This window comes from Paracoccus thiocyanatus (genome assembly GCF_900156255.1).
Lineage (GTDB): Bacteria > Pseudomonadota > Alphaproteobacteria > Rhodobacterales > Rhodobacteraceae > Paracoccus > Paracoccus thiocyanatus.
On sequence record NZ_FTMK01000022.1, the window covers coordinates 24,491 to 43,981 of the forward strand.

The 19,491-nt window shown below is 67.9% G+C and carries 21 protein-coding genes, 2 tRNA genes and 1 pseudogene; 12 read left to right on the top strand and 12 right to left on the bottom strand.

Annotation, left to right across the window (positions count from 1 at the left end; all coding sequences use genetic code 11):
• The first annotated feature begins 9 nt into the window (after positions 1-9).
• Entirely contained in the window at positions 10-630 is a 621-nt protein-coding gene (locus F3H32_RS14175; protein ID WP_115755230.1) for a COG3650 family protein, read from the top strand.
• On the opposite strand, the gene F3H32_RS14180 is transcribed toward F3H32_RS14175, so the two are convergent.
• Both F3H32_RS14180 and F3H32_RS14185 read right to left on the bottom strand, forming a co-directional pair.
• The gene (locus tag F3H32_RS14180) at positions 627-1,487 is read right to left on the bottom strand and encodes an SDR family oxidoreductase (protein ID WP_149766398.1); all 861 of its coding nucleotides are present in this window, start codon (positions 1,485-1,487) and stop codon (positions 627-629) included. The two genes, F3H32_RS14175 and F3H32_RS14180, sit on opposite strands and share 4 nt — an antisense overlap.
• Positions 1,487-2,473 (bottom strand): LLM class flavin-dependent oxidoreductase, encoded by a 987-nt coding sequence (locus tag F3H32_RS14185; protein ID WP_149766399.1) that lies wholly within the window; start codon positions 2,471-2,473, stop codon positions 1,487-1,489. The genes F3H32_RS14180 and F3H32_RS14185 overlap by 1 nt, the downstream gene beginning before the upstream one ends.
• A gap of 99 nt (positions 2,474-2,572) precedes the next feature.
• Here F3H32_RS14185 and F3H32_RS14190 point away from each other — a divergent pair, with 99 nt between their 5' ends.
• The 4 genes from F3H32_RS14190 to F3H32_RS14205 all read left to right on the top strand — a co-directional run bounded on the left by F3H32_RS14190 (position 2,573) and on the right by F3H32_RS14205 (position 5,883).
• Positions 2,573-4,048 (top strand): AMP nucleosidase, encoded by a 1,476-nt coding sequence (locus F3H32_RS14190; RefSeq protein ID WP_149766417.1) that lies wholly within the window; start codon positions 2,573-2,575, stop codon positions 4,046-4,048.
• A 151-nt stretch (positions 4,049-4,199) separates the two neighbouring features.
• Positions 4,200-4,499 carry an HU family DNA-binding protein gene (locus tag F3H32_RS14195; protein ID WP_011746752.1) on the top strand — a complete coding sequence of 100 codons (300 nt, stop codon included), beginning with the start codon at positions 4,200-4,202 and terminating at the stop codon, positions 4,497-4,499.
• Positions 4,500-4,633: 134 nt separating this feature from the next.
• Positions 4,634-5,554 (top strand): DMT family transporter, encoded by a 921-nt coding sequence (locus F3H32_RS14200; protein WP_149766400.1) that lies wholly within the window; start codon positions 4,634-4,636, stop codon positions 5,552-5,554.
• Positions 5,555-5,655: 101 nt separating this feature from the next.
• The gene (locus F3H32_RS14205; RefSeq protein WP_149766401.1) at positions 5,656-5,883 is read left to right on the top strand and encodes a hypothetical protein; all 228 of its coding nucleotides are present in this window, start codon (positions 5,656-5,658) and stop codon (positions 5,881-5,883) included.
• A 31-nt stretch (positions 5,884-5,914) separates the two neighbouring features.
• Here F3H32_RS14205 and F3H32_RS17755 read toward each other — a convergent pair whose 3' ends face one another.
• The 5 genes from F3H32_RS17755 to F3H32_RS14225 form a co-directional block, all read right to left on the bottom strand.
• Entirely contained in the window at positions 5,915-6,079 is a 165-nt protein-coding gene (locus F3H32_RS17755; protein ID WP_188128670.1) for a hypothetical protein, read from the bottom strand.
• 119 nt (positions 6,080-6,198) lie between these two features.
• Positions 6,199-7,464, bottom strand: coding sequence for a CAP domain-containing protein (locus F3H32_RS14210; RefSeq protein ID WP_149766402.1), 1,266 nt, complete (start codon positions 7,462-7,464; stop codon positions 6,199-6,201).
• Between the two features lie 189 nt (positions 7,465-7,653).
• Positions 7,654-7,727: transfer RNA gene (locus F3H32_RS14215), tRNA-Cys, on the bottom strand.
• A gap of 165 nt (positions 7,728-7,892) precedes the next feature.
• Positions 7,893-9,239: a class I SAM-dependent methyltransferase gene (locus F3H32_RS14220; RefSeq protein WP_223191463.1), complete on the bottom strand. Its 1,347-nt coding sequence runs from the start codon at positions 9,237-9,239 to the stop codon at positions 7,893-7,895.
• A gap of 159 nt (positions 9,240-9,398) precedes the next feature.
• Positions 9,399-9,473: transfer RNA gene (locus tag F3H32_RS14225), tRNA-Gly, on the bottom strand.
• 197 nt (positions 9,474-9,670) lie between these two features.
• On the opposite strand from F3H32_RS14225, the gene F3H32_RS14230 reads away from it, so the two are divergent.
• Positions 9,671-10,288 carry a DUF5671 domain-containing protein gene (locus F3H32_RS14230; protein WP_149766403.1) on the top strand — a complete coding sequence of 206 codons (618 nt, stop codon included), beginning with the start codon at positions 9,671-9,673 and terminating at the stop codon, positions 10,286-10,288.
• On the top strand, positions 10,281-10,691 hold the full coding sequence (locus F3H32_RS14235) for a hypothetical protein (RefSeq protein WP_149766404.1): 411 nt from the start codon (positions 10,281-10,283) through the stop codon (positions 10,689-10,691). The genes F3H32_RS14230 and F3H32_RS14235 overlap by 8 nt, the downstream gene beginning before the upstream one ends.
• On the opposite strand, the gene F3H32_RS14240 is transcribed toward F3H32_RS14235, so the two are convergent.
• Positions 10,688-12,037, bottom strand: a complete 1,350-nt coding sequence (locus F3H32_RS14240) for a condensation domain-containing protein (protein ID WP_149766405.1) — start codon at positions 12,035-12,037, stop codon at positions 10,688-10,690. The two genes, F3H32_RS14235 and F3H32_RS14240, sit on opposite strands and share 4 nt — an antisense overlap.
• Before the next feature lie 188 nt (positions 12,038-12,225).
• On the opposite strand from F3H32_RS14240, the gene F3H32_RS14245 reads away from it, so the two are divergent.
• Complete coding sequence (locus F3H32_RS14245; RefSeq protein ID WP_149766406.1) at positions 12,226-13,845, top strand: (2,3-dihydroxybenzoyl)adenylate synthase; 1,620 nt, start codon at positions 12,226-12,228, stop codon at positions 13,843-13,845.
• An 11-nt stretch (positions 13,846-13,856) separates the two neighbouring features.
• The gene (locus F3H32_RS14250; RefSeq protein WP_223191464.1) at positions 13,857-14,099 is read left to right on the top strand and encodes a phosphopantetheine-binding protein; all 243 of its coding nucleotides are present in this window, start codon (positions 13,857-13,859) and stop codon (positions 14,097-14,099) included.
• On the opposite strand, the gene F3H32_RS14255 is transcribed toward F3H32_RS14250, so the two are convergent.
• The 3 genes from F3H32_RS14255 to F3H32_RS14265 are packed head-to-tail and all read right to left on the bottom strand — an operon-like array spanning position 14,096 to position 16,712.
• Positions 14,096-14,866 (bottom strand): SDR family oxidoreductase, encoded by a 771-nt coding sequence (locus tag F3H32_RS14255; RefSeq protein WP_149766408.1) that lies wholly within the window; start codon positions 14,864-14,866, stop codon positions 14,096-14,098. The two genes, F3H32_RS14250 and F3H32_RS14255, sit on opposite strands and share 4 nt — an antisense overlap.
• A complete protein-coding gene (locus tag F3H32_RS14260; protein ID WP_149766409.1) occupies positions 14,857-15,513 on the bottom strand; it encodes an isochorismatase family protein in 657 nt (218 codons plus the stop codon). The genes F3H32_RS14255 and F3H32_RS14260 overlap by 10 nt, the downstream gene beginning before the upstream one ends.
• Positions 15,513-16,712: an isochorismate synthase gene (locus F3H32_RS14265; protein WP_149766410.1), complete on the bottom strand. Its 1,200-nt coding sequence runs from the start codon at positions 16,710-16,712 to the stop codon at positions 15,513-15,515. The genes F3H32_RS14260 and F3H32_RS14265 overlap by 1 nt, the downstream gene beginning before the upstream one ends.
• A 347-nt stretch (positions 16,713-17,059) precedes the next feature.
• Here F3H32_RS14265 and F3H32_RS14270 point away from each other — a divergent pair, with 347 nt between their 5' ends.
• Complete coding sequence (locus F3H32_RS14270) at positions 17,060-18,022, top strand: diacylglycerol/lipid kinase family protein (RefSeq protein ID WP_149766411.1); 963 nt, start codon at positions 17,060-17,062, stop codon at positions 18,020-18,022.
• Positions 18,019-18,807, top strand: a complete 789-nt coding sequence (locus F3H32_RS14275) for a metallophosphoesterase family protein (RefSeq protein ID WP_149766412.1) — start codon at positions 18,019-18,021, stop codon at positions 18,805-18,807. The genes F3H32_RS14270 and F3H32_RS14275 overlap by 4 nt, the downstream gene beginning before the upstream one ends.
• A 237-nt stretch (positions 18,808-19,044) precedes the next feature.
• Here F3H32_RS14275 and F3H32_RS17950 read toward each other — a convergent pair whose 3' ends face one another.
• On the bottom strand, positions 19,045-19,293 hold the full coding sequence (locus tag F3H32_RS17950; protein WP_223191466.1) for a hypothetical protein: 249 nt from the start codon (positions 19,291-19,293) through the stop codon (positions 19,045-19,047).
• On the opposite strand from F3H32_RS17950, the pseudogene F3H32_RS14280 reads away from it, so the two are divergent.
• Positions 19,187-19,491, top strand: a pseudogene (locus F3H32_RS14280) (ATP-binding protein); the annotation flags it as partial. The gene F3H32_RS17950 and the pseudogene F3H32_RS14280 sit on opposite strands and share 107 nt — an antisense overlap.

Sequence of the window (19,491 nt, forward strand, 5' to 3'; positions counted from 1 at the left end):
GAGGTAAGAATGCTGCGGATCCTTCTGACCGGCCTTGCCCTTGCCGCGCCTTTGGCGGTGCAGGCGCAGGATCATCTGCCCAACCTGTTCGACGTGACCGTGGTCGAGACCTGGGACACGCTGAACGTGCGCGAGGCGCCCGATGGCAAGGCCAAGGTCGTCGGCCGCCTGGCTTCGACCGCCAAGGGGGTCGAGTTGCTGGAACGCGACGCCACCGGCAAATGGGGCCGGGTGAATATCGGCGAGGGCACGGGCTGGGTGGCGCTGCGCTTTCTCAAGCCGCAGGCGACGGTCTGGAAACCGGCCGAGCTGCCGCTGGCGCTGCATTGCAGCGGGACCGAGCCCTTCTGGTCGGTCAGGACCGTGCAGAAGGGGCTGGTCTTCAGCGAACCCGACCAGCCCGAGCGCCAGCTTTCGCTGCGCAAGGTCATGGATCGCGGCATCGAGGGCGAGCCGACGCGCGGCATCATCGCCGGCGACGACAAGGGGCGGCTGACCGCCTTTGTGCGGCCGGAACGCTGTTCGGACGGCATGTCGGACCGCAGCTATGCCCTGGCCGTCGCGGTGATCCTGGACGGGCAGGACCAGGCGTCGCGCATGCTGACGGGCTGCTGCTCGATCGCGCCCTAGGCCAGGATCCCTTCGGCGCGGGCCAAAGCGGCCAGCCCGGCGCGATAATCGGCATAGCGCAGCGTCACGCCCAATTCGCGCTTGATGCGGTCGTTCGCGACGCGCTTGTTCTCGGCATAGAAGCTGCGCGCCATGGGGGTCATCTGGGCGCTCGCGTAATCCTCGGCCGGCGGCAGGGGCAGGCCCAGCAATTCGGCGGCATGGCCGATCACCGCCTCGGGCGGGGCCGGGTCGTCGTCGCAGACATTGTAGATCCCGCCCGGCTGCGGCGCGTGGATCGAGGCCAGCAGAACCTGGGCGATATCCTCGGCATGGATGCGGGAAAACACCTGGCCGGGCTTGACGATGCGCCGCGCCGTGCCCTCGCGCACCTTGGCAAAGGGGCCGCGGCCCGGCCCGTAGATCCCGGCCAGTCGAAAGATGTGCAGCGGCAGGCCGTGTTCGGCCGCAAGCGCCTGCCAGCCTTGCTCGGCCGCCAGCCGCTCGCGCCCGCGCCGGGTCGAGGGCGCGCAGGGCGTATCCTCGTCCACCCAGCCGCCGTCCCGGTCGCCATAGACGCCGGTGGTGGAAAGATAGCCCAGCCAGCGCGGCCGCGCCGCGGCGATCTGGGCGCCAAAGGCCGCCAGCACCGGGTCTGCACCCTGTTCCGGCCCGACCGAGACCAGGATCGCATCGGCCTGGGCGATGGCGCGGCGGACCGCCTCGTCCTCGCCGGGCCAGCGCAGCGGCTGGGCGCCGGCCTGCGCCACCCGATCGGTGTCGGTGCGGGTGGTGCCGGTGACATGCCAGCCCTCGGCCAGCAGCAGGGGGGTCAGGAAGCCGGCGGAATAGCCATGGCCGAACACCAGCATCCGCATTATCCGCGGCCCCGCAGGATCTCGGCCGCCATGGCAAAGGAACGGTGCCGCGCGGCCTGGTCGTAGATATTGCCGACCAGGATCAGTTCGTCGGGCTGGTAGCGGGCGATCAACTCCTCCAGTTCGGCGGCGACCGTCGCGGGACTGCCGATGGCGCTGACCGCCAGGGCGGCGTTGACCGCGGGCAGGATGCGCACCGGGATCGCTTCCAGCACGTCATCGACCGGCGGCGGCAGCAGGCCGGGCATCCCGGTGCGCAGCCGCGCAAAGCTGATCTGCTGGCTGCTGCGCAGGCGTTGCGCCTCGGCATCGCTGTCGGCCGCGATGACGTTCACCGCCAGCATGAAGCGCGGCCGCTGGCCGAACTCGGTCGCCTCGAAGCGTTCGCGGTAAAGCCGCAGCGCCTGGTCCAGGTCGCCGGGCGCGAAATGGCTGGCAAAGGCATAGGGCAGGCCAAGCGCCGCCGCCAGGCTTGCGCCGTAAAGCGACGAGCCAAGGATCCAGACCGGGACATTCGTGCCTTCGCCCGGATGGGCGGCGACCGGGGCGCCGGGGCGGGGCGGTCCCAGATAGCGCAGAAGTTCGACGACGTCGTTCGGAAAATCCTCGTTGCGCTGCATCGAGCGGCGCAGCGCGTGCATCACCGCGCCGTCGCCGCCCGGCGCGCGGCCCAGGCCCAGGTCGATGCGCGGCCCGTGGATCGTGGCCAGCGTGCCGAACTGTTCGGCGATGGCCAGCGGCGCGTGGTTGGGCAGCATGACGCCGCCGGCACCGACGCGGATGGTTTTCGTATGGTCCGCCACATGGCCGATCAGCACCGAGGTGGCGGCGCTGGCAATGCCCGGCATGTTGTGATGTTCCGCCAGCCAGAAGCGGCTGTAGCCCCAGCCCTCGGCGGCCTGCGCCAGCGCGACGGAATTGGCGATGGCCTGGCGGGCATCCGAGCCCTCGGCGACGACCGCCAGGTCGAGAACGGAAAATTCCATGCAGCACACTCCTTCGTTTCCATCAGATAGGGGTTCCGGCCCTGGCTTGCCAGCCCGCGGCGACGCTGGCACTGTCGGCCGAAACCCGGAGCGCGCATGATGACTGACAGTCGAAGACTTTCCATCGAGACCCCCGAGCCGGCCGAGCGTGTCATGTTCGACGACCCCGCTGCGGCCGTGGCCCGGCTGATCGAGCTTTACGACCGGGCCTCGCATTTCCTGCTGGACCGTTTCCTTGCCACGCTGAAGGGCGGCCAGCCCCAGGCGCGCTATCGCGCCTTCTACCCGGAACTGCGCATGACGGTCCCGGTGCATTCCAAGACCGATTCGCGGCTGTCCTTTGGCCATGTGGCGCTGCCCGGCACCTATTCGACCTCGATCACCCGGCCGGACCTGTTCCGCGGCTATCTGACCGAACAGATCGCGCTGTTGATGCGCAACCACGGCGGCGCGGTGACGATCGGCGACAGCGGCACCCCGATGCCGGTGCATTTCGCCGTGGCCACGCAAAGCGACCTGAACGTGCCCCAGGAAGGCGTGCTGGGCTATTCGCTGCGCGATGTCTTCGACGTGCCGGACCTGAACACGATGAATGACGACATCGTCAACGGGACGGCCGGGCCCAACCCGGACGGCAGCCACCCGCTGGCGCCCTTTACCGCGCAGCGCGTGGATTATTCGCTGGCGCGGCTGGCGCATTACACCGCGACCCTGCCCGAGCATTTCCAGAACTTCGTGATGTTCACGAACTACCAGTTCTATGTGGACGAGTTCGAACTGTTCGCGCGCCGCGCGCTGGCCGACCCGCATTCGGGCTATACCGAATTCGTGGGGCCGGGGAACCAGGTGCTGGAACGGGCCCAGGACATCATCGCCACCGGGGCCAAGATGCCGCAGATGCCGGCCTATCACCTGAAGCGGGCGGATGGCGACGGCATCACGCTGGTCAATATCGGCGTCGGCCCGTCGAACGCCAAGACCGCGACCGACCATATCGCGGTGCTGCGCCCGCATGCCTGGCTGATGGTCGGCCATTGCGCCGGGCTGCGCAACAGCCAGTCGCTGGGCGATTTCGTCCTGGCCCATGCTTACCTGCGCGAGGATCACGTGCTGGACGACGACCTGCCGGTCTGGGTGCCGATCCCCGCCCTGGCCGAGGTGCAGGTCGCCCTGCAAGAGGCGGTGGCCGAGATCACCCAGTTGGAAGGCTATGAGCTTAAGCGCATCATGCGCACGGGAACGGTCGCCACCATCGACAACCGCAACTGGGAATTGCGCGATACCCCGGTGCATCGCCTGTCGCAGTCGCGCGCCATCGCGCTGGACATGGAAAGCGCCACCATCGCCGCCAACGGTTTCCGCTTCCGGGTGCCCTATGGCACGCTTTTGTGCGTCAGCGACAAGCCGCTGCATGGCGAATTGAAGCTGCCGGGCATGGCCACGGATTTCTATCGCACCCAGGTTGCCAACCATCTTCTGATCGGTATCCGCGCCATGGAGAAACTGCGGGAAACCCCGCTGGAGCGCATCCACTCGCGCAAGCTGCGGTCATTCAACGAGACCGCCTTTCTCTAAAGCGGCATTTTCCGGGCGAATTTCGTAGAGTTTGCTGGGCAAAATCGCCGAAAATGCTTGATCTGCGCTTAAAAAGCTTGTGTAGCGACAAGCGTGCCGCCAAGGTGGCGTCCGAAAATTTCCCGAATGGGGAACAACGAGGAGACAGAACATGGCCCAGGCCGCTTCGAAACCGATGACCAAGACCCAGCTCGTCGCTACGCTGGCCGATGAAATGGGCAGCGACAAGAAGACCGCCGCCGCGGCTCTGGACGCGCTTTCGGCCGTCGTGTCGCGCACGGTCGCCGAAGGTGGCGCCCTGACCCTGCCCGGCATCGGCAAGGTCGCCTGCCGCACCCGCCCCGAGCGTCAGGTCCGCAACCCTCAGACCCAGGAAATGATGACCAAGCCTGCCGACAAGGTGGTCAAGGTCACGATCGCCAAGGCGCTGAAGGACAGCGTGAACGCCTGATCGCCGTTTCGCTGCATGCCCGCACGGGGGCCGCGCATGACCTGCGCGGCTCTTTGCATTTCCGGCCGGTCCTGCGGCAACCCTTGCACCCGTCCCCGCATCTGATAGCCCATTGGGGCGAGCAGGGAGGCGGCATGGATTCCAAGGCCATTCTGATGGGTGTCGGCTTTGCGGTCCTCTGGGCCTCGGCCTTTACCGCGACGCGCGTCATCGTCACCGCCGCCCCGCCGCTGACCGCGCTGGTCATCCGCTTTGCGCTGGCGGCCGCGGTGGCGATCCCGCTGGCGCGCGCCATGGGGCAGGACTGGCGCCTGACCCGCGGCGAATGGCGCACCGTGGTCCTGTTCGGCCTGTGCCAGAACGCGCTTTACCTGGGGTTTAGCTGGGTCGCCATGCAATATGTCGAGGCGTCGGTTTCGGCCATCATCGCCTCGATGATGCCGCTGGCCGTGGCCTTTCTGGGCTGGCTGCTTTACGCCGAGCGGCTGCGCCCCATCGCCGTGGCCGGGCTGGTCGCCGGGGTCCTGGGCGTCGGGCTGATCATGGGGGTGCGGCTGCAACACGGGCTGGACCTGTGGGGGGTGGCGCTGTGCCTGATCGGCATGGTGGCGCTGACCTTTGCCACGCTGGCCGCCCGCGGCGCCGGCGGCAGCCGCAACATGATGATGATCGTCGGCTTGCAAATGGCGGTCGGCTCTGTCGCGCTGCTGGTCCCCGCCGCGCTGATGGACTGGGGCCGCCCGGTGGAATGGAGCGTCGGGCTGGTCGGCGCCTTTGCCTATACGGTTCTGGCGCCGGGCATCGGCGCGACCTGGCTGTGGTTTCGGCTGGTCAACCGGATCGGCGCGGTCAGGGCGGCCGCTTTCCACTTTCTGTCGCCGATCTTTGGCGTCGGTATCGCCGCCGCCCTGCTGGGCGAGCGGTTCGGCGTCTCGGACGTGGTGGGCGCGCTGATCGTGGCGGCGGGCATCCTGGCGGTGCAGATGGCAAAGCTGCCGCCCACCGCGGCGGCGCATCCGCCCGGACCCGTCCCCGGCCGTGCAGCGCCAGACTGACCGCCAGCCGGCAACCCAGCCCCAAGGCCGGCCGCAATCACCTTGGCGGGCGCAGGAACAACGCCTCGTTTTGCTGGTTGAGTCCGCAGGAGGTAAGCACCATGACCCGAGAACATGCCACCGACAAGGACAATCCGGCGACGGACCCCGAACGCCAGAACGCGCAGGGAAAGCACGAAGGCGTTCCGCACACGCCGGAAGAATTCGACGCGGTGAACCCGGCCAAGCAGGTTCGGCACCCGGCAGTCCCGCGGGGCCACAAGCCCGACACGGCCATGTGCGAAGACCGTGACCGGCCGGGCATCGTGGATAAAAGCGAAGACTGCTGATCGCAGTTCCGTCCTGCGAGCGCGCCCCGTTTTAACGGGGCGTTTCTTTCTGCACCGCGCTTTCTTCTGCGTCCAGCCTGGCGACCATCGCATCAAACTGGCGTTCGGCTTCCATGTCCGTCAGCGGCGCGTCCTTCTGTCCCTCAGCTTTCCGATAGTGCGGGTCGTGCAATTCAGGCACAAATTTCTGGCCCATAATCCACCTCCTCCAGCCGATCGAAGAAAGGTTAGCACGGTCGCGGTCCCTTGCCGAATCGTCCGGGGCGGATAGGCCATTTTCAGCCGACGGCCCCGAATGCCGCTGTTGAAAGGATGTCAGATCGCAAAAATGTCGTCCGCCACGCCGGCGACGGTCAGGTTCTGGCCCTCAAGCACGATCCGGTCGCCGTCGCCAAAGTCGATGACCACGCCATTGGCCGTCTTGTGCATGTGGTCGCGGATAAAGGCCGCCGGATTGGCATCCAGCAAGCCGTCGCCTATCAGCAGCCGGTCGATCCCACGCTGATAGCCGCTGATGGTGTCGACGCCCTGACCGTGCTGAAAGATGAACACATCCGCCCCGGCCCCGCCGATCAGCACGTCATTGCCCAGGCCGCCATGCAGCGTGTCATTGCCCGCCGCGCCGACAAGGCGGTCGTTGCCCGGCTCTCCTCTCAGCCAGTCGTTGCCGGCGCCGCCGTCCAGAAAGTCCTGGCCATAGCCGCCCAGCATGACGTCCTGGCCCATGCCCCCCCAAAGGGTGTCGTTGCCGAGTTCGCCGCGAAGCTGGTCGTTTCCTTCGGCGCCGGCAAGCTTGTCGTTGCCCGCCCCGCCCTGCACCGAATCGTTGCCGATGCCGCCATGCAGGGAATCGAAGCCCTCGCCGCCGAAGATGCGGTCATTGCCCGGCCCACCGCTTAGGCTGTCATGGCCCTGCCGGCCGTCCATCCAGTCGTTGCCGTTCCCGCCCCAGGCGACGTCATTGCGCGCCGTCAACTGGTAATCGTCATTGCGCGGAGTGCTTTGCGCCGGGCCGGGGGTCACGAACCTCTGCCCGTCAAAGCTTTCCAGCCAGCCGGCGCGGGACTGCAAGAACAGGTTCGCGCCGGGGACGGCGACACGGGCAAAGGTGCCGGTATCGACGCGCACCTGCCCATCCGTGTCGGCAAAGTTCTGCGTCGCCATCAGCACCTTGTAGTCGCGCCCGTTCACGGTCAGAAAGCCGACCTGAAGGCCGATCCCGATATAGCCGGCATCGCTCATGATATTCTGGTAATGGCCGGGGCTGTTCATCAGGTTCTGGTGTAGCTGGCGGATTTCGTCGCGCAGGTCGGCCTCGCCCTGGATGGAGACATAGCCGATATTCTCGGCCGTCATCCAGTCGCCCGCCAGGTGGAAACCGGCCCCCTCCATCCGCTCGCGCGAGGAGGAGCCGCCGCGCCCCGTATGCGAGAATATATCCGTATCCAGCATCCAGCGACTATGGCCATCGGCGGAATCGTTCAGCCGCTTCTCGATGGCCAGCGGGGACAGCCCCTCGGCCCGGCGAGCCTGGTTGACCAGATTGACGAAGTAGCGTTCGTTTGCTGATGCGAAAGACATGATATCCGCCTTGCGTGAGTTCACCGGGTGGGATTCATCCCCAAGCAGTATAGCAGAGCGGCGCCCAGATCAGAACGCCGCCCCGCGCCGACGGCGGATATCGGCCGTTCCGCGGCGCCTTTGCCCAGCGGCTGGGCCCGGTCCGCGTGCCGCGGCTGGGATGGGGGGAACACGCTGCTACAGGGATGGTGGAGGCGGGTACCGGAATCGAACCGGTCTTCACGGATTTGCAATCCGCTGCGTAACCTCTCCGCCAACCCGCCGGAGCCTCGCGTTTGCTAGGGTTTTCGGTCGCCGCGGTCAAGGGGGTTGTCGGGCGGGCGGCCACTTTCTTGTTCCAGTCCCGTTCCGCGCCTCGACCTTGCCAACCGTCATCTTGTCATGACCCCAAGGGGGAACATGGTTTCCCGGCCGGGCGGCAACAGGGCCTAGCGATAGATGTGGTCGCGGCGGAACGGATAGACCGATTGCGCACCGGGCAGATCCGGGGTCGCCAGCGCCCGATCCGGGTGGATCAGCAGGATCTGGTAAAGCGCCACCCAGCCTTGCTCGAACGCCAATGCGCAGCCGGCCAGGTAAAGCCGATAGGCTTGCAACACTTCCGCCGCCCGGTCCGGCGGCATCGAGCGCGCCAGCACCTGCTCGGCCTTGGGCAACTGCGTCTCCAGCGCGTCGGACCAGGCCCACAGCGTGCGGGCGTAATGCGGCCGCAGGTTCTCGGTGTCGACCATTTCAAGCCCGGCCTGCGACAGGCTGCGGATCGCCTGGCTGACATGGATAAGCTCGCCGCCCGGAAAGATGTATTTGTCGATGAAACCGCCCAGGCCGCCGCCGACCATCGCATCGTCCACCCCCGAGGCGGCGATGCCGTGGTTCAGGGCCAGGCCACCGGGGCGCAGCAACCGGCGCAGGGTCTCGCAATAGGTGGCCATTTTCGAGCGGCCCACATGCTCGAACATGCCGACCGAGGCCAGCTTGTCGAACGGCCTGTCGGGCATCAGGTCGCGATAGTCGCAAAGCCGGATGCGCACCCGGTCGCCCAGGCCTTGGTCGGCAATCATCCGGCTGACATGGTCGAACTGGTTCTGCGACAGGGTGATGCCGGTGGCGTCGACGCCGTAATGGCGCGCGGCATGCAGCAAAAGCGCGCCCCAACCGGCGCCGATATCGACGAAACGCTCGCCGGGTTGCAGGTCCAGCTTGCGGCAGATCAGGTCCAGCTTGGCCTCTTGCGCCTGGGCCAGGGTCATGTCCGGCTGGGCGAAATAGGCGCAGGAATAGACCCGGCGCGGATCCAGCCACAGCGCATAAAAATCGTCCGAGACATCGTAATGCGCGCGGATCTGCCTTGCGTCGCGGTCGCGGCTGTGGCGCAGCAGCGACTGGGCGTGATACATCAGCCGCCGCCAGGGCTTGGGCTGGATCATTTCCCCGTCCAAGGGCACAAGCGCCGCCACGATCCGCATCAGGTCACGCATCGACCCTTCGATGCGGGCGCGGCCGCGGACGATCTCGTCCCCCAGCCGTCCCAGCCGGGCCGAGGCCAGCAGGGCGGGGGCGGACATGTCCTTGAAGGTTATGGTGACACGCGCATCCGCAGGCCCAAGCCGCCGCCCCGAGGGCAGGCGCACCGCCAGCGGCACCGAGAGTTGTTGCAATTTCCGTTCGATCAGAGCTTCCAGAGCCGGCATGATCACCTCACGCTTGCTGGCCGCGATTCGGGGAAAATGGGTTGCGAGGCGCGGCAGCTTGTTCCTGACGGCTGTCCCGGACATGGCTGCCGGGGCAACTCTGATTACCATACTAGCGCCGATTCCCGGAAAATGGCCAGAGGAAGGTCGCAGTCCGGCCGACCGACGCGGTCACGGGCTGCAAGCGGCCTGAATGCCGAAAGCGACCCGTAGGCCGCTTTTCGTCGTTCTGAAAAGAAGATTTGGAGCGGGCGATGAGATTCGAACTCACGACCCTTACCTTGGCAAGGTAATGCTCTACCCCTGAGCTACGCCCGCGCTCCGTCCCGAGGCCGCTTGGCCTTCGGTGAGGCGTCATTTATGGGAGCGCGCCGGGGGGTGCAAGGGGGAAAATCGCCAGGCCGGGAAAATTTTCGCAACCCCTTCAAGAAGCGGCGCAAAGGCCGGCGCGGCCGTGCCGACGGGCTTGACCGCGCCTTTCTGGCGGCGAAACTGGCACCCGACAGGGGGCGCCGATGAAACCGACCGACCAGCTTTCCGAATTCGTCCGCCAGGCGCTGGCGCAGGGCGGCCGTCCCAACGAGGTGGCGGCGGCGCTGGCCCATGCCGGATGGTCCGCGCCCGAGATCGACGAGGCGCTGGGCGGCTGGGAAGCCGCGCCGGGCCTGCCGCCGGTGCCGCGTCCGCGCCCCTATGCCTCGGCGCGCGAGGCGCTGCTTTACGGTCTGCTGTTCCTGTCGCTGGGCATGATCGGCTGGCATGTCTGCGAACTGGGCATCACGCTGATCGACCGGCTGCTGCCCGACCCGGCCGACCGGGCCTATTACGGGGTGGGCTGGGCGCGCTGGTCCATCGCCTCGCTGATCGCCTTTGTGCCGCTGTTTCTGGTCCTGAACCGCAAGGTGGCGCGGATGAGCCGCGGCGACGGCGGGCAAAGACGGTCGCTGGTGCGCAAGTGGTTCGCCTCGCTCACGCTCCTGGTGGTGTCCCTGGTGTTCCTGGTGGACGGCATCACCGTGATCCATGCGCTGCTGAACGGCGATCTGACCGCGCGCTTTGCGGCCAAGGCGGCGCTGGTCGCCGCGGTGGCGGGGCTGGTCTTTGCCTATTACCGGGACGAGATGGATGACTAAGGGCTGGGCCGCCATCGCCCTGGCGCTGCTGGCGGTGGCGGCTGTCATAGCCGGGCTGGCGGCCACCGGCGGCCCCGGCCAGGCCCGCAAGGAGCGGCGCGACCGCGAACGCGAAAGCGACCTGGCCAATCTTAGCCGCCTTGTGCTGTGCCTGGCGCGCGAGAACGGCGACCGGCTGCCCGCGACGCTGAAGACCAGCGCGGAATGCGACTGGCAGTTGCGGCTGGCCGACCCGTTTACCGGCGCGCCCTATCGCTATGAGGCAATGGACGCGCGCAGCTATCGGCTATGCGCCGACTTCGAACTGCCGCAGCGCCCGCCGATCCTGGGGGATCGCGATGCGGCGGGTTGCATCCACCGCAGCTTTGCCCCCGACGGCGCCACGGCCGGCGAAGGCGGCTAAAGCGCCAGTTCGGCCAGCGGGCGCGCCTGGTTTTCGGGCATCAGCGCCGCGGCCAGGAAACGCGGCAGGCCCTGGGCCAGCGCTTCGAAATCGCCGGGCGGGGTCAGCGTCGGATCGGCCTCGACCAGCAGGTCCAGGCCGCGCGCCTCGCCATCGCCGCGGATGGTGATGTTGAACCCGTCGCCCGGCCCGTTCGACAGCACATGCCGCGCGGTTTCGCAGCCGGGAAAGCGCGGCTCGTCAAAGGGCAGGACATTGATCAGCGGCGAGAAAAAGAAGCGGCTGCGCGGTTCCATGCCGCAATCCTGGGCGATTTGCTCGATGCGATAGCGGCCATGGCGGCGCAACTGGCGCAACCGCGCGCCCAGCCGGGCCAGCGCCTCGCCCAGCGGCTCGGCCGGGTTCAGCGTCACATCCAGCGGCAGGATATTGACCACCAGCGCCGGAACCGCGATGGCGACGCTGCCCATGCGGCTCATATAGGGCAGCCAGACCGGCATGCAGATGCGGCCCTGGCCGTCGTGCCCGTGCCGGGCCGAGCCGTCGCGCAGATGCAGCCCCGCCCAGGCCGCGCAGATCACGGTCGCAAGGTCGGGCCAGCCCAGCCCTGCCGTCTGGGCCTGCCCGATGATCGCGGGGCGCAAGGCGGACAGGTCATGGGCGGCCGACAGGGCCTCGGCGGGATAATCTTCGGACCCTTTGCGCAGCACGCGGGGGCGGGGAACGCCGGCCAGCACTTCGGCCCAATGCCGGCCATCGGCGCTGTGGCGCGGACCGGCGCGATAATCCTGTTCTTCGTTCAGATAGGCCGCCAGCCCGCCCAGGGGCTGGCCCGGATCGGCGCCCGCGGCCAGCACGCCGTAAAGCCGCGCGCAGCGCCGCTCGACCAGGCCCATGGCATAGCCGTCGACCGCGATATGATGGCTGCGGTTGAACCACAGGTAATGCCCATCGGCCAGCCGGACCAGCCATTGCGCCGCGATGGGCTGCCCCAGCAGGTCCAGCGCCGCGCCCACATCCGCCCGCATCAGCGCGAAAGCCCGGTCGCGGGCATCGGCCGTTCCGGCCAGGTCCAGGCACCTAAGCCTGGGGCGGCGCGCGGGATCGACCCGTTGCATCGGCTGGCCCTGGGCGTCCAGTTGGAAGCAAAGCGCCATGATATCGGTTTCGGCGATGGTGGCCTTGATGGCGCGGACCAGCGGTTTCGGGTCCGCGACCCCGCGCAGTTCGATGGCATGGGCGACGGTCGAGACCGCCTCGCCGGGGTGAAGCCGGAACTCTTCCCAAAAGTCCATCTGGGCCAGCGTCAGGGGCAGCCAAAGCCCCTCGGCATGGTGATGCGTCATGAAATCCTTGCTCTTGTCGCAGGGTCTGGCATGCGAAACGAGAGAGGGCTGGCTTGGATGCGGCCAAGGATCGGACGCGGCTGGCTTGCTTCGAGAGAGAAAGCGGAATAAAAATACTCGACTATTAATCCCCGTCAAGACGCTCCGGCGGTCCTGGGCGGGATGCCGCTGTCAGAACAGGTGTCCGCATGATCGAATTCAGCCCATGGCCGCAAGAGCTTGTCCGCCATTACCGCGAAGCCGGTTACTGGATCGACCAGCCGCTGACGCAAATCCTGGACGCGCAACTGGCCGCCAATCCCCAGGCCGAGGCCCTGGTCTGCGGCTCGCGCCGCTTCAGCTATGCCGATCTGGACCGGCAATCGCGCAACCTTGCCGCACGCCTGGCGCGCCAGGGGCTGGGCCATGGCGACACGGCGCTGGTGCAATTGCCGAACGTGGCCGAGTTCTTCGTCGTCTTCTTCGCGCTGCTGCGCATCGGCGTGGTGCCGGTGAATGCGCTTTACAGTCATCGCCGGCTGGAGCTTGCCGAATATGCCCGCCAGATCGCGCCGCGGCTGGTCGTCGCCTCGCGCCGGCACGAACTGTTCCGCGACGATGCCTTTGCCGATGAACTGCGCGCCAAGGGTGTCTCGCATCTGCTGCTGCTGGACGAGGATGACCCGGCGCAAAGCCTGGCCCATTGGCTGACCCGCGACGGCGACCTGCCCCAGGGCGCGGCGCCGACCCCCGCTGATCAAGTGGCGTTTTTCCAGCTTTCTGGCGGCAGCACCGGCACGCCCAAGCTGATCCCGCGCACGCATAACGACTACGATTACAGCATCCGCGCCAGCGTCCGCATCTGCGGCGTGACCTCGGCCACGCGGTTCCTGTGCGCCCTGCCGGCGGCGCATAATTTCACCATGAGTTCGCCCGGCACGCTGGGGGTGTTCCACGCGGGCGGCACCGTGGTCATGGCCCCCAGCCCCGAGCCGCTGGCCTGTTTCGACATCGTGGCGCGCGAACGTGTCAGCATGGCGCCGCTGGTGCCGCCCGCCGTCGCCCTGTGGCTGCGCGCGGTCGAGGAAGACCCGGCGCGGCGCAGCCTGCTGGCCAGCCTTGACCTGATGCTGGTCGGTGGCGCCAGCTTTGCCGAGGCGACGGCGCGGCGCGTTCCCGAATTGCTGGGCTGCCGGTTGCAGCAGGTCTTCGGCATGGCCGAGGGGCTGGTGAACTATACCCGGCTGGACGATCCGCCCGAGGTGATCTTTACCACCCAGGGCCGCCCGATCAGCCCCGATGACGAGGTGCGCATCCTGGACGAAGACGGCCATGAGGTGCCGGACGGCGTCCCCGGCGCCCTGGCGACCCGCGGCCCCTATACTTTCCGCGGCTATTACGGCAGCCCGGAACACAATGCGAAAGCCTTTGACGCCAAGGGGTTTTATCACAGCGGCGACGTGGTGGTGCGACAGGGCGGCAACCTGCGCGTCGTCGGCCGCATCAAGGACCAGATCAACCGCGGCGGTGAAAAGATCGCCGCCGAAGAGATCGAGAACCTGCTGGTGCGCCACCCCGACATCACCCATGCCGCGCTGGTCGCAGCACCCGATGCGCATCTGGGCGAGAAAAGCTGCGCCTTTCTGGTGCTGCGCGACGGCGCGGGCAAGCTTTCGCCGCCGGCGCTGCGCCGGCACCTGCTGGAACTGGGCGTCGCCGAATACAAGCTGCCCGACCGCTTCCGCTTCGTGCCCGAACTGCCGCTGACGGCGGTGGGCAAGATCGACAAGCGCCGCCTGCGCGACAGCCTTGCGGCCGAAACCGCCTGAAAGGACGCATGATGGATAGTGACGAAAAGACCGATCTCAGCCCCGAATGGCTGGCCGCCCGCGTCCAGAAGATGATCGAGGACGATTGCGAGATCGCCCCGGACGAGAACCTGGTGCTTTACGGGCTCGACTCGATCGCGGTCATGACGTTTTCGTCGGAACTGAAGCAGATGGGGATCGAGGCCAGTTTCGAGGAACTGGCCCGCGATCCGACGCTGGACAATTGGTGGGCGCTGATCGCCGCGCGCCGTTAGGCGCGCTGGGTCGCCCCGCCGTCGACGTAAAGGTCGGCCATGGTGACATGGCCCGCCTGATCCGACAGCAGGAACATCACCGCGCCGGCGATATCTTCGGGGGTCGCCAGCTTTTTCAGCGGGATGCCGGTGCGATAGGCGTCCAGGCTGCCCTCGATCACCGCGCGCTCGCCTGCGCCGCCGTCCTCGGTCCACATGCCGGTCTGCATCGGCGTCAGGGTCGAGCCGGGCGCGACGATGTTGCAGCGCACGCCCTGCGCGGCCAGTTCAAGCCCCAGGCAGCGCACCAGCATGGTCGCCGCCGCCTTGGATGCCGCATAGACGCCCATGTTCATGCGCGGGATGCCGGCGGCGTTCGAACTGACCGCGACGATTGCGCCGCCGCCGCTGCCCGCCATGGCCCGGCCCATGGCGCGGGTGACGTTGAAGCTGCCGCGGGCATTGACGGCCATCACCCGCTCCCACTCCTCGGGGGGCAGGTCCAGCAGCGGCCCGATGGCCAGCACCCCGGCCGTATGGACGCCAAGGCCCAGCGGCCCATGCGCCGCGACGATTTCGGCCACCAGCGCCTCGACGGCATCGCCGTCGCGCACGTCCAGCACCCGGTTTTCTGCCCCGGCGACGGGATTGCCGGCCAGCGCGGCTTCGGTATCGGTGGCCACGACCTTGGCCCCCGCCTCCAGCAGCGCGGCGACGACCGCCCGGCCGATGCCGCCCGCGGCGCCGGTGACGATGGCGGTTCGCCCCTGAAATCCGGTCAGGCGCATGATTGCGCCTCGGATGCGGCAAGGGCGTCCAGCGCCTGCCGGCTGGACAGGGGCACGCCGCAGGTGGCGGCGATCCATTCCATTGCCAGGTCATGCTTGTCGCGGGAGAAATCGGCCTGCGCATCGGCCACGGCAAAGGCTTCGATGTCGCGCTGGAACGCCTCGGCGGCGGTGGCAAGGCAGCCGATATGGGCATAGATGCCGCAGATCATCAACTGGTCGCGGCCGCGCGCGCGCATCAGATGTTCCAGATTGGACCGCTGAAAGGCGCTGTAGCGATGCTTGACCAGCACGATATCGCCCGCAGCCGGGGCCAGTTCGGGCAGAATCTGTTCATGTTCGGGGACGGCCTGCATCCCCGGCCCCCACAGGTCGGCCTGAAGCCCGCGATCGGGGCGGAACTGGTCGCCCTTTTGCGCGGTGTAAAAGACCGGCACCCCTGCCGCCCGCGCGGCCTGGATCAGCCGGGCGATATTGCCGACCACCGGCGCCAGCGGCGCGTCTTGGGGATAGATGCGGCAGAAATAGCGCTGCATGTCATGGACCAGCAGCGCCAGCCGGTCGCGCCGGGGCTGCCAGGGGCCGCGCGCCTTGGGCAGTTCGGCCTGGGTCGGGGGGGCATAGGGCGCAATGGCGGGCAGGGCCATCAGGTCTCTCCGTTGCAGGGCAGGTCTTGCAGCGCGGCGTCCTGCGGCAGGCCAAGGGCCGCCAGAAGCGCGCCGAACTTGGCGCTGGTCTCGGCGGCCTCGGCCATCGGGTCCGAGCCGGGGACGATCCCCGCGCCCGCGTAAAGTCGCGCGCGCCGGCCGCTGATCTCGGCGCAGCGAATGGCGACATGCCAGGCACCGTCGCCCTTGGCGTCGCACCAGCCGACCGCGCCGGCATAGAAATCCCGCGCCACGGGCTCGATGGTCTTGATGAGCTCTGCCGCCCGCGCCGTCGGCACGCCGCAGACCGCCGGCGTCGGATGCAGCGCCGAGGCCAGCACGACCGAAGGCGTGTCCCCGTCCTTCAGCCGGCCTTCGATCCGGGTGCCAAGGTGCCACATGCTGCGGGTCGAGGTGAGGCGCGTGCCTTCGGGACAGGACAGGTCCCGGCAATAGGGGGCAAGGATGTCCAGGATCGATTCGACGACCAGGGCGTGTTCGCGCTGGTCCTTGGCCGATTGCGCCAGCGCCGCCGCCGCGGCGCGGTCGGCGGCAGGGTCGGCCAGTCGCCGGGCCGAGCCGGCAAGCGGATGGGACAGCACGCGCCGCCCCTGCTTTTCGACCAGCAATTCGGGGGTGGCGCCGCATAGCGCCCGGCCTTGCGGATGATCCGCCCCCCAAGGCAGTGCCACGCGAAAGGCGGTGACGCTGCGGTCGGCGCGCAGTTGCGCCATCAGCGCCTCGATCGGGACCGGCGCGGCGGATTCCACCAGCAGCGTGCGGGCCAGCACGATCTTTTCCAGCGCGTCAGACCGGCCCGCCTCGTCCGCCATGATGCCAAGCGCACGCGATACCGCCTGGGCATAATCGCAGGCCGAAGGTTCCGCGGTCAGCCGCCAGCCGGCCAGGGGCAAGCCATCCTGAACGCTGGCCAAGGGCGCGCGCGCCTTGTCGCGACGGCATTGCCATAGGCAATCCGCCGCCTCGCGGTCAAAGGGCAGGGCGCCGCCGATGATCTCGTCCGGGTCCAGCGCGATCGCGGCGATGCGCGAAGCCAGGGTCGCCGCGGTGCCGGGTGCGATCCGCTGCGCGGGGCCGCGGCCCAGGATGCAGCCCGAAGGCCCTTCGAAACCGAATAGAACCGGGTCAGGCACGGGCGACGCCGTCTTTTTCGGCGCCTCGGACAAGCGGATGTTCATGATTCATCTCGTTCTCAAAGGAATTTCGTCCCCGATCCGGTGCATTCCCATGACGGCGGTCATGATCTATTCTGCGATCAGATCTTTGGGCAGAACTCTCCTGCGCAGGTGGCAACAGACATATCGGGTGGCGAACCGCGCAATCCCACTGAACGCACGGTGGGCGGTCTTGAACATCCCGCCCTTCGGCTTCCCCGCGCAATCTGTCAAAGCGCCCAGGGAAAGGCAAGTAAAAAGATCAGGATTAAAGCCGGCGGTAGAATTGTCGCATTCCTGCCACGCGGCCGCCGGAACTCCGCCCCGGTTCCAAAGGTTGCCGAAGCTGGGTTAACGAGGGAGCGGGCAGCATGGCCGGCCAGGGCGAAGCAAGTCAAAGCGGCGATTTCGATCTGGCGGCGGCGCGGGTCTGCGTCATCGTGAACATGCGGTCGGGCCGCGAAGGCGGCAAGGAGACCGCGCAAAAGCTGGACGCCGCGCTAAGGGGCCGGGTGGCCGAGCTGTGCTTTCAGGACACCGGCACGGGCGCCGACCTGCCGGCAATGGCGCGCCGCGCGGTGAACGGCGGGTTCGACCTTATCGTCGCCGCCGGCGGCGACGGAACCCAAGCCGCGGTGGCGGGCGCGGTCGCCGGCAGCTCGGCGGCGATGGCGGTGATCCCCGGCGGCACCTTCAACTATTTCGCCCGCGACCTCGGCTCGGGCGAAACGGTGGATGAGGCGCTGAAGATCTTTGACGCGCCGCGCATCCGCCGGGTCCATGTCGGCGAAATGAACGGCATGATCTTCCTGAACAATGTCAGTTTCGGCGCCTATCCCGAAATCCTGCGGCGCCGCGAAAGCATTTATCGCCGCTGGGGCCGCTCGCGGCTGGCGGCCTATTGGTCGGCGGTGGCGGTCCTGTGGAGGCTGCGCCGGCCGCTGCACCTGACGGTGCGGGCGGATGGCCGCGAACAGCGCTTCACCACCGCGCTGGCCTTCGTGGCCAAAAGCGCCTACCAGCTTGACGCTTTCGGGCTGGAAGGCGCCGATTGCCTGCGCCGCGGCCAGATGGCGCTGTTGCTGGCGCGGGCGAAAAGGCCCGGCCCCCTGGTGCGCTCGGCCCTGCGCCTGGCGCTGGGCAAAAGCGCGCGCTATGCCGATTTCGACCTGATCTGCGCCGAGGAATTCGAACTCGAAACCGTGCCGCGCCACGAATACGTCGCCCATGACGGCGAAAAGATCTGGATGGATTCGCCGTTTCGCATCCGGGTGCGCCATGGCGCGCTTAGGGTGCTTGTGCCGGCCGGAAGCGGCGGGCGGGATGCGCAATGACGCGGCTGCTGCATCTTTCGGACCTGCATTTCGGATTGCAGCGCCAGGCACTGGTCGAGCCGCTTGTCGACCGGATCAACGCCGCCGGCGCCGACCTGGTGGTGGTGACGGGCGATCTGACCCATCGCGGCCGCTCGGCGCAATTCGCCCAGGCGGCCGCCTTCCTGCGCCGGATCGAATCGCCGCTGCTTGCGGTTCCGGGCAATCACGACATCCCGCTTTACAAGCTGGCCGAGCGGATGCTGCGCCCTTGGCGCCGCTGGCGCAAGGCCATTGCGGAAAACCTCGAACCGGTCGGACAGGTCGGCAACCTGCGGGTCCAGGGCCTGAACAGCGTCGACCCCATGGCCTGGCAGCGCGGCATGGTCACGCCGGGGCAGCTTGCCCGCGTCGTCGCCGGGCTGGACCCGGCTTGCATCAACGTGGTCGCGCTGCACCACCCGATGCAGCAGCAGCCACAGGTGGACAAGGCCCTGATGCAGGGTGCCAGGCCGGCCCTGGCGGGACTGGAGGCCGAAGGCGCGCATCTGATCCTGACCGGCCACCTGCATCGCTGGTCGATCGGGGCCTTCCAGGGCTGCCGGGGGCGGCCGGTCCTGCAAGTCCAGGCCGGCACCGCGCTTTGCGCCCGCCCCGACGACCGGCAGAATGAATTCGCGGTGCTGGATTTCGCCGGCCCCGACCTGTTGGTCGCGCGCCATGTCGCGCCGATGGACGAGCCCGGCTTCCGCCCGCCCCAGCATCTGCGCTTCACCCGCCGCGGCGGACTCTGGCGCCCGGCCTGACCTTCTTTCGTGGATAAATATCCTGGGGGAGCCCCTCGCGGACCCCGCCCTAGGGGTCCGCGAGGGGCGGGGGCAAAGCCCCCGGCCCGGCCTGGCCACCGGGGACGGCGGGAAAGACCTTGCCGCAAGCCTCGCCGCCGGACGCCGGCATAAGGCCCATCTGCGCCTGGGCCGCCGCGGCCAGCCCGGTGGACCCCAGCGGGCGCGGGCCGTCCGGCGGGCTTCGGCCCCAGGGCTTCAGAATTCCCAGCTCACGCCCATCGACACCTCGTGCTGGTCCATGAACAGGGTGGTTTCCTGACCAAATCCCGGCGTGCGGTTGGTCCCGGTCCTGGTTTCCCGGAAGGCGTGGGTATAGCTGCCGGTCAGCGTCGCGCGTTCGGTGAAGCGACAGCACGAACCGCAGCAAATCGTGGGCGACCTGCTGAACGCCGAGATCAGCGAGAAACAAGCTCGCTCGATCAAATACCAGATGACCATCGCCAAGCTGCCCTTGGCCAAGGAAGTCGACGAGTTCAGCTTCGAAGACACGCCCGTAAACGAAACGCTGGTGCGCGATCTGGCCTCCGGAGAGTTCCTCGAGCATCAGCGTAACGTCGTCCTCATCGGCGGCACCGGGACCGGCAAATCCCACCTTGCCGTCAGCATCGCCCGGGCCTGCATCCGCCGTGGCAAGCGCGGCCG